This is a genomic window from Lishizhenia sp. (assembly GCF_057456495.1).
This window is the reverse complement of sequence record NZ_JBVCPV010000140.1, coordinates 1-8,035: the sequence shown is the minus strand read 5'-3', so window position 1 is coordinate 8,035 and position 8,035 is coordinate 1. Positions and strand designations below refer to the sequence as shown.

Annotated in this window: 10 protein-coding genes and 1 tRNA gene; 7 read left to right on the top strand and 4 right to left on the bottom strand. The window is 36.6% G+C overall.

Annotated features, from left to right (window positions below):
• The 3 genes from AC22ZQ_RS10360 to AC22ZQ_RS10350 form a co-directional block, all read left to right on the top strand.
• Positions 1-747 (top strand): PorV/PorQ family protein (locus tag AC22ZQ_RS10360; RefSeq protein WP_318958713.1); only part of this gene is annotated, 747 nt, incomplete at its 5' end.
• Between the two features lie 76 nt (positions 748-823).
• On the top strand, positions 824-1,297 hold the full coding sequence (gene greA, locus AC22ZQ_RS10355; protein ID WP_318958712.1) for a transcription elongation factor GreA: 474 nt from the start codon (positions 824-826) through the stop codon (positions 1,295-1,297).
• The gene (locus AC22ZQ_RS10350) at positions 1,297-1,686 is read left to right on the top strand and encodes an HIT family protein (protein ID WP_318958711.1); all 390 of its coding nucleotides are present in this window, start codon (positions 1,297-1,299) and stop codon (positions 1,684-1,686) included. Before greA ends, AC22ZQ_RS10350 begins: the two co-directional genes overlap by 1 nt.
• Positions 1,687-1,698: 12 nt before the next feature.
• Here AC22ZQ_RS10350 and ruvC read toward each other — a convergent pair whose 3' ends face one another.
• Positions 1,699-2,253: a crossover junction endodeoxyribonuclease RuvC gene (gene ruvC, locus AC22ZQ_RS10345; protein WP_318958710.1), complete on the bottom strand. Its 555-nt coding sequence runs from the start codon at positions 2,251-2,253 to the stop codon at positions 1,699-1,701.
• A 160-nt stretch (positions 2,254-2,413) separates the two neighbouring features.
• On the opposite strand from ruvC, the gene AC22ZQ_RS10340 reads away from it, so the two are divergent.
• Positions 2,414-3,169 carry a hypothetical protein gene (locus AC22ZQ_RS10340; protein WP_318958709.1) on the top strand — a complete coding sequence of 252 codons (756 nt, stop codon included), beginning with the start codon at positions 2,414-2,416 and terminating at the stop codon, positions 3,167-3,169.
• On the top strand, positions 3,150-4,217 hold the full coding sequence (locus tag AC22ZQ_RS10335) for a glycosyltransferase (protein ID WP_318958708.1): 1,068 nt from the start codon (positions 3,150-3,152) through the stop codon (positions 4,215-4,217). The genes AC22ZQ_RS10340 and AC22ZQ_RS10335 overlap by 20 nt, the downstream gene beginning before the upstream one ends.
• Here AC22ZQ_RS10335 and AC22ZQ_RS10330 read toward each other — a convergent pair.
• From AC22ZQ_RS10330 to AC22ZQ_RS10320, 3 genes are all read right to left on the bottom strand, one after another.
• Entirely contained in the window at positions 4,206-5,570 is a 1,365-nt protein-coding gene (locus AC22ZQ_RS10330; protein WP_318958707.1) for a TIGR00366 family protein, read from the bottom strand. The genes AC22ZQ_RS10335 and AC22ZQ_RS10330 overlap by 12 nt on opposite strands.
• Positions 5,571-5,653: 83 nt before the next feature.
• Positions 5,654-6,022, bottom strand: a complete 369-nt coding sequence (locus AC22ZQ_RS10325; protein WP_318958706.1) for a DUF3127 domain-containing protein — start codon at positions 6,020-6,022, stop codon at positions 5,654-5,656.
• A 12-nt stretch (positions 6,023-6,034) separates the two neighbouring features.
• On the bottom strand, positions 6,035-6,931 hold the full coding sequence (locus AC22ZQ_RS10320; RefSeq protein WP_318958705.1) for a flavin reductase family protein: 897 nt from the start codon (positions 6,929-6,931) through the stop codon (positions 6,035-6,037).
• 273 nt (positions 6,932-7,204) lie between these two features.
• Here AC22ZQ_RS10320 and AC22ZQ_RS10315 point away from each other — a divergent pair.
• Positions 7,205-7,286, top strand: a tRNA-Leu gene (locus tag AC22ZQ_RS10315).
• Positions 7,287-7,361: 75 nt separating this feature from the next.
• Positions 7,362-8,035, top strand: a 674-nt coding sequence (locus tag AC22ZQ_RS10310; protein WP_318958704.1) for a trigger factor family protein, incomplete at its 3' end; no start/stop codon positions are given.

Sequence of the window (8,035 nt, the reverse complement as noted above, 5' to 3'; positions counted from 1 at the left end):
GATGTTATTTCTGTAGCTATTCAGGCATTTGGTTTCGGTGAGGTTTACCAAACTACGGTAGATTTACCAGAACCAACAGGAGCTGTTTTTACACCTCGTCAAAACATTGTTAATGTTGGATATGCTAGAGAATTCTCTAACTCTATTTACGGTGGGTTTAACTTAAAAGTATTAACTGAAAGTGTAGCGAATATGTCTGCATCAGGTGTTGCTTTTGACGCAGGTATCCGTTACGTAACAGGTGAGCAAGATCACGTTAAATTTGGTATCTCTTTGAAAAATGTAGGTCCAACAATGCAATTTGACGGTGATGGTTTAGCTACACCAATTACCTACCAAACAACTGGTGGTTCTGCAACTTTAGAGCAAAGAGCGAATGACTTTGAAATGCCATCTCAATTGGTGATGGGAGTATCTTATGATTTCTTATTCTCTGAAACAAATAAATTGACTGCTGCAGGTTCGTTTACTGCGAACTCTTTCAGTAATGACCAATACCGTTTCGGTTTAGATTACGGTATGGCAACTGAAAAAGCTGCATTTAATGTTAGAGCTGGTTATGTATTAGAAAAAGATATTTTCTCTGTGGATAACAGAACGAATGCTTTATCTGGATTAACTGCAGGATTCTCAGTAGATGCTTTAGTTGGAGAAAGTAAAGCACCAATCGGTATTGAGTACTGTTACAGAATGTCTCCAGTATTTGGAGGAATCAATAGCTTCGGTATTACACTTAGCTTAAAATAAAATATTTCATTATATTTGTTAGAACAGGAGGGTCCCTTGGGCTCTCTTGTTTTTTGTTTTAAATTATCAAAGAATCATGTCACAAATAAGTTATTATACAGAAGAAGGTCTTAAGAAATTGAAGGATGAATTGCACGAAATGAAAACAGTTCAACGTCCCTCTATTTCTAAACAAATTGCAGAGGCGAGAGATAAAGGAGATTTGTCGGAGAACGCAGAATACGATGCAGCAAAAGAGGCTCAAGGTATTTTAGAAATGAAAATTTCTAAGTTAGAAAATGTGATAGCGAATGCTCGTATCATTGATGATTCTAAAATGGACAATAACAAAGTTTTCATTTTATCTAAAGTGACCATTAAGAATGTAAAGAATGGTATGGAAGTAGCCTACACTTTAGTGGCAGAAAATGAAGCAGATTTAAAAGCGAAGAAGATTTCAGTTGATTCACCGATTGGAAAAGGTTTGTTAGGGAAGGCAAAAGGTGATATCGCAGACGTGCAAACACCAAACGGAATCGTTCAATTTGAAATCATAAACATCGAAAGATAATGGCCTCTATTTTTACGAAAATCATCAATAACGAAATTCCAAGTCACAAAGTAGCGGAGAACGATGAGTTTTTAGCCTTCTTGGATATTCAACCTTTATCGGAAGGTCATGTACTTGTAGTACCCAAAGAAGAGGTAGATTACATCTTTGACATTGAAGATGATTTATTAGGAAGGATGATGCAATTTGCTAAGTCAGTTGCACGTAAAATGGATAAGGCATTTGATTGCAACAGAATTGGTGTGAGTGTAGTGGGCTTAGAAGTACCTCATGCGCACATTCATTTGATTCCAATCAATTCTGTGCAGGATATGAATTTTAGTAAAGATAAACTGAATTATTCCCAAGAGGAATTAAAGGCAATAGCCGAAAAAATTAAAGCTTCCTGATGGAAGCTTTTTTTATGCCTTTCTGTTTGGATTATTCTTAATAAAGGATGCCCAGTCTTTCGATTTAGATTTATTGTGTTCTCCAACACCTTTGGAGAAGTAATGACATACAGCAGCTGCTAACCCATCAGTGGCATCCAAATACTTGGGGAGCTCCTTTATTTTTAAAAGTTGTTGAAGCATACCAGCCACTTGCTCCTTTGAGGCGTTTCCGCTTCCCGTAATGGCTTGTTTAATTCGTTTAGGGGTATATTCCTCAAAAGGGACGTTTTGTTTCAATGAAGCTGCTATACACACGCCTTGTGCACGCCCCAGTTTTAACATAGACTGAACATTCTTACCGAAGAAGGGGGCTTCAATGGCCATCTCATCGGGTTTGTACTCCGAGATTATTCCATCAACGCGATCGAAAATCTTCTTCAATTTGTCTGGATGATTGTCAATTTTAGATAAGTGAATTACGCCAAAAGTGATGAGTTTAAGTTGTTTATTCTGAACATGAATAATTCCATACCCCATCACTGAAGTACCTGGATCTATACCGAGAATTATCTTATCTTCAACCATAAATTCTATTGATTTGCGAATTCCAAAGTTAAATAAGAAAATAAGAGTCTTGTTACAAATTCCTTTGTTCTTGCTTTTCCTTTGGATTTTCTATGATAAATTGTCGGGTTTTCAATGGACCGATTTTAAAACGCTTCGTATACAGAATAGCTGGTTGTTAATGCTTGGGATCGTACTTATGCCCATTAATTGGTGGTTAGAAGCGCAAAAAATTAAATGGAATGCAGCACAGATAAACGAGGAAGAGAATTTTAGTTTTAAAGCGGTTTTGGCCAGTGTTTTTATGGGTGTGATTACACCCAATCGTTTAGGGAACTTCTTAGGTGCCAGACGTTGGTTTCAAAATAAAGAAGCTTATACTAGTTTAAACCTATATGCAAATTTGTCTCAGTTTGTTTCGACGCTTGTACTTGGTGGAATAGGGTTATTATTTCTGGATGTTATTCCGCTGGACCTACCTTCACCATTACTATATGCCTGTATCGCAATTGCTTTGATCAGTTATTTTTCAATGCCCAAATTGCGTATTCAACAAATCAGATGGTTAAGAGAGTACCGTGTAGAAGTCAACCCTTTGCATAGAGGTAGACTTTTAGGCTTAAGTCTTTTCAGGTCTTTTATTATTAGCATGCAGTATACCTGTTTTCTATTGAGTTTTAATGTTGGTGAGTTCCATACTTTTTTATTGTGGTCAATGGTATATTATTTTTACCTCACATTGATTCCATCTTGGTTTTTAAACCGACTCATTGTTCGAGAAAGTTTGGCTTTAATATTATTTCTACCACTATTAGAAAATTCTATAGGGATTGTCTTTTCCTCTTTGCTAATATGGATATTGAACTTAGGAGTTCCTGCTGTATTTGGCGCATATTACACGGTTAAACAAAAAGCATATGATTCTACCACTACTTAGTGTATCTCTATTAATAATTTTCTTTTATGCTGCTTTTTACTTGGTGGTAATCTCAAGACGAGATTTGGATAAGGAAACAGGAAAACATTTGGATTTACAAGATATTACGCTCATAATTCCTTTTCGGAATGAAGCACATTGTATTGATCGTATTATACATGCACTGCACGAACAATCGGCGCACCCTTTTGAAATAATTTTTATTGATGATCATTCAACAGATAAATCTGTACAGGTATTAAAGGATGAATTAATTGACAGTCCACTTAATTTTAGATTGTACCATTTAACAGATTCATACGGAAAAAAAGCGGCTATACATTTAGGTGTTGACCATGCCGAAACCAATTTCATATTACAGTGGGATGCAGATATAATCCCCCACAAGAACTATTTTGAAAATCTGAGTCAGTTAGAAATACAAGATATGTGGGTGTTACCCGTTGCGTTAAGAAGTAATGTTAGCGGATTAAAGTTTTTTGAATGGGATTATCTTTTCTTTCATGCCTTGAGCTATAAAGTAAGGAACTGGAGAGTGCTTACTGCAAGTGGTGCCAATTTACTTTATAAAAAATCGGGTTATCTAGAAGTAATCGAAGAAACGAAGGGAAAGGAATATCTATCTGGAGACGATTATTTTTTGTTAAATGGATTTGAAAGTAAAAAGAAAACTATTGGAGTGAGTGCTTCAGAAACCGTGAGTGTTCAAACCTATTTACCTGGAACGATAAAGGGGTGTTTGCAACAGCGTTTACGATGGTTAAGTAAAAGTAATTGGTTGGAATATGGTGCAATTCTGTTTTTAACCCTGGTAAATTTGCACTTCCTTCTTTTGCTCTTTCCTTTTTCAGTTACCGGATTGATTATCATCGGATTAAAAACGATGATAGATATTGCCTTGGTGCGTGAATATCTAAAAGGTATGAAAAAGAAAGAGATCTATGCTGTACCGATCTTCTTTTTAGGATTACCATTCTATGTATTGCTTCTGTTTCTTGCGTCTATAATTCTTAAAAAAGAATGGAAGGGAAGGGCTTTAAAAAAGTAAAAGTCCAGCAAGGAATACCACCGTTGCAATACAGAATAGAATAAAGGTAAAAGGAAGTATTTGATACGCTTTAAGTTTGGTAACAGCTAGCAAGGGAAGCGCCCAGAAGGGTTGTAACATGTTTGTTAATTCATCTCCATAAGCCATAGCCATAACCGTTTTCGGTAGATCTGCATTTAATTGTTGCGCTGATTCTATGATGATAGGTCCTTGTATAGCCCATTGTCCCCCGCCAGAAGGAACAAAAAAGTTGACGATACCTGCACTAATAAAAGTGAAAAAAGGAAGGGTTTCTGCCGAGGCAAAAGTAATGATGAATTCAGTAAACATAAAAATGAGTCCGCTCCCTTTTAGTATACCCAATATTCCAAAGTATAAAGGGAACTGAATAAGTATTCCAGAAGCTCCTCGTATGGCTTCATCAATAGCCTTTAAAAATGAATTAAGGTTTTGATGAAAGAGCAGGGCCAAGCCTAGCATGCAAAAGTTGATATAATTGGGTTGTATGAACCCCAATGAACTTTTTCCAGAATAACTGAGGGCTTGCTGTAGAGCTACAATTAAGAACAAAATTCCTAAAGCTTTTGATATCCAAACGCGGTGTTCGAATTTTTCAGCAATACCCAGTTTCTGAATTGATTTTGGTTCAGTGGTAGTCCTTGATTTATTGAGTTGAGGAATACTTCCCGAGTTTCTTTTAGAAATAAAGCCCATAATCATGGGGATGAATATTAAAAGTAAAAGACATACAAATAGATTTAACGAGCTAAACAAGGTGCTCTCAACAGGAATAGAGAGACCGTTAAATCCTAAGGCACTTAAATAATCGCCTTCCATTACTTTTGTGGGTGCACTCCCGGAAAAGCCTCCGTGCCAAACCAATAGTCCTAAATAACCGCAAGCTCCTAAAAGAGCATAATTAATGGCTTGCTTTTTTTGTTGAAAATATTCTCCAATTTTACGTGCAAACAAGGCGCCAAAGATGAGGGCAAGTCCCCAATTGAAATAGCCTAATAATATGGTGCTACTACTTAAAACCACCACGGCGTTTACGCGGTTAGTGCAAAGTAAAAGCAGTTTTTGAATCAGTTTGTTGAAGGGTTGAGATAGCGCCAATGCATGTCCTAACACTAAAATCAACATCATTTGAAAAGCAAAATATAAACCGCCGGCACTTTTATCCCATAAACCTTGGTACCAATAATTACTTAAAGCCAGTAATTTGTTTTCCTCAGCTGAGTTGTCCATGAAAATATAAGCCAGTACAAAAGTCAGCAGCGTAAGAAGGAGGGCTAAACTAAATGGGCTGGGGAAGTAATTCTTGAAATTACGTTCAATTTTTTCTGGGTTCATACTTTTTGCTTTGCTACGAATGTACGAAAGTTGGGCACAAAAAAAAGGCAACCGAAGCTGCCTTTTATATCTTTTAATGTTGCTTAGAATGGAAGATCATCGTCTCCTTCTTCAACAAATGTTTCTGCGCTAGAAGCTGAAGCTGGTTCTGCATTTGGAGCAGCAGCTCCACCACCCATTTTTTCAACTTTCCATACATCCAAAGAGTTGAAGTATTTCACTTCACCTGATGGACTCGTCCATTCTCTACCTCTGATAAAGAAAGAAACGTTAACCATGTCTCCTTGGTTTACATCATCTAATTGAGTAACTCTTTCTTGTGTTAATTGGAATGATATATCTTGTGGATAGTTTCCAGAAGCGTCCGTCACTACAAACTCTCTCTTCTTAAACTTCTCTGAAATCTGTTGCGTGTCATTTTTTACTTTAACAGTACCACTTAGTGTAAACATGTTTTGTCTCTTTTATTGATTATTAAATGAAAGAAGCGTTTTCCACGCATCTTCAATGTTGTTTTCTTGTAATTGTTGTTTGGCCAATTTATGCAATTCTTGTTCAAGTTTTGCTTGGTCTTCTTCTAAAGATACGAAAAGATCAGATAATTCTATGAGCTTGTGCTCGTTCACATCTGTCTCGTTTGGTAACTCGGTAACCCCCGCTAGTTTGGCCAAATCATTCGCGCTTAATATTTCGCTATTTAAAATATCTGCAGGTAAATTATCATATCCTATACCTATCGTTGTAATTGGCTTTGTGATCTCGAACATAGAGTTTTTATCGGCTCTACAGTACCAGTTACCTCCCATACGTGCAACTAAATCAATTTTAGTTTGGTCTATGCGCTTGTTTTCTGTAAGTAGGTCTTCACGAATGTGAATTTTAACTACTTCACAAATCACAAGGTTACCAGCTCCTCCGCCGTCACCCAATTCTATAACTTCATTCACCTTACATTCGAATTGTACCGGACTCTCCTTAACTCTAAAAGGTTTAACGATGTCAGAAGCAATAGGAGTTAATCCACTTTTCGTAAACTCGTTTACACCTTTGGCATAAGGAGAAGAACTTAAACTCATTTGTTCCACGATGTCGTAATTCACAATGTTAATTACACATTCTGGGTGCTCCTTTACATTGTCATAAGTATCTTTTGTTGTATTTGTTCTACCACTTCTTGCCGGTGAAAACACCATGATTGGAGGGTTAGCACTAAATACATTAAAGAAACTAAAAGGAGATAAGTTTGGATTTCCCTCAGCATCTACTGTAGAGGCAAAAGCAATAGGCCTTGGGCCCACAGCTCCCAACAATAAATGATGTAAATGAGGGATTTCTAATTCTTTCGGTTCTATAGAATACATTCTTTTCTGCTAAAAAATTCGAAAACAAAGGTAATGCTTCTCTTTTCGAATACCAACCCTTGTTAATAAGTTTGAAACTTTGTTTTGCATCTTGCTTTAGGTCAGTAAAGATGAGCGGGTTGGAGAAGGAGAGCCTAAATGGAATAAATTGTAAAAAAAATGTGTTGAAATTGTTTGCTATGAAAATAATTCATTATCTTTGCACTCGCTTTCCATAGGTGAAGCGTTATTTGAAATACTATTTTTGAACTGTAAGGGGAAAAAATAATTTCTGCGGATGTGGTGAAATTGGTAGACACGCTAGACTTAGGATCTAGTGCCGCGAGGTGTGTGGGTTCGAGTCCCTCCATCCGCACAATCAAAGGTGGTATAAGATTGTTTTCTTATGCCATTTTTTGTTTTAGATTGTTTAATTGTTAAGAGAAGCAATATGAATGTAACTCGTGAGAACGTTGATGAATTAAATGCAATTTTAAAAGTAGAAGTTGCTAAAGAAGACTATGAGAAGAAGGTAAATGACGTACTTTCGAACTATAGAAAACAAGCCAATATCCCAGGATTCCGTAAAGGAAAAGTTCCAATGGGAATGATCAAAAAACAATACGGTGCTGCTGTATTGGGCGACGAACTTAACAAAATTGTAAATGACGCTCTTTACAATTACATCCAAGAAAACGAAATCGAAATTTTAGGAAATCCTATTCCTAAGAATGACGCAGAGGTTAAAGGTGACTTTAACAATCCAGCAGATTTCGAATTCACTTACGAAATCGGTTTAGCACCAGAATTCGACATCAAATTATCAGGAAGAAACAAATACGATTACGTAAAAGTTAAAGCTGATGATAAAGTTGTTGATCAGGAGATCGATAACATGCGTCGTCGTTACGGAAAGTTATCTGCAGGTGAAAAAGTTGGAGAGAACGATTTAGTAATGGGTCAGTTTGTTGAGTTAGTGAAGAAAGACGTAATCAAAGAAGGTGGTGTGATGAACTCATCAACTATCTCTATGGAATTCGTTGAAGATGAAACTACTCGTAAGAAATTATTAGGAGCGAAAGTGGGTGATGTAATGATGGTTAACCCAGAGAAAGTTTCTAGAGG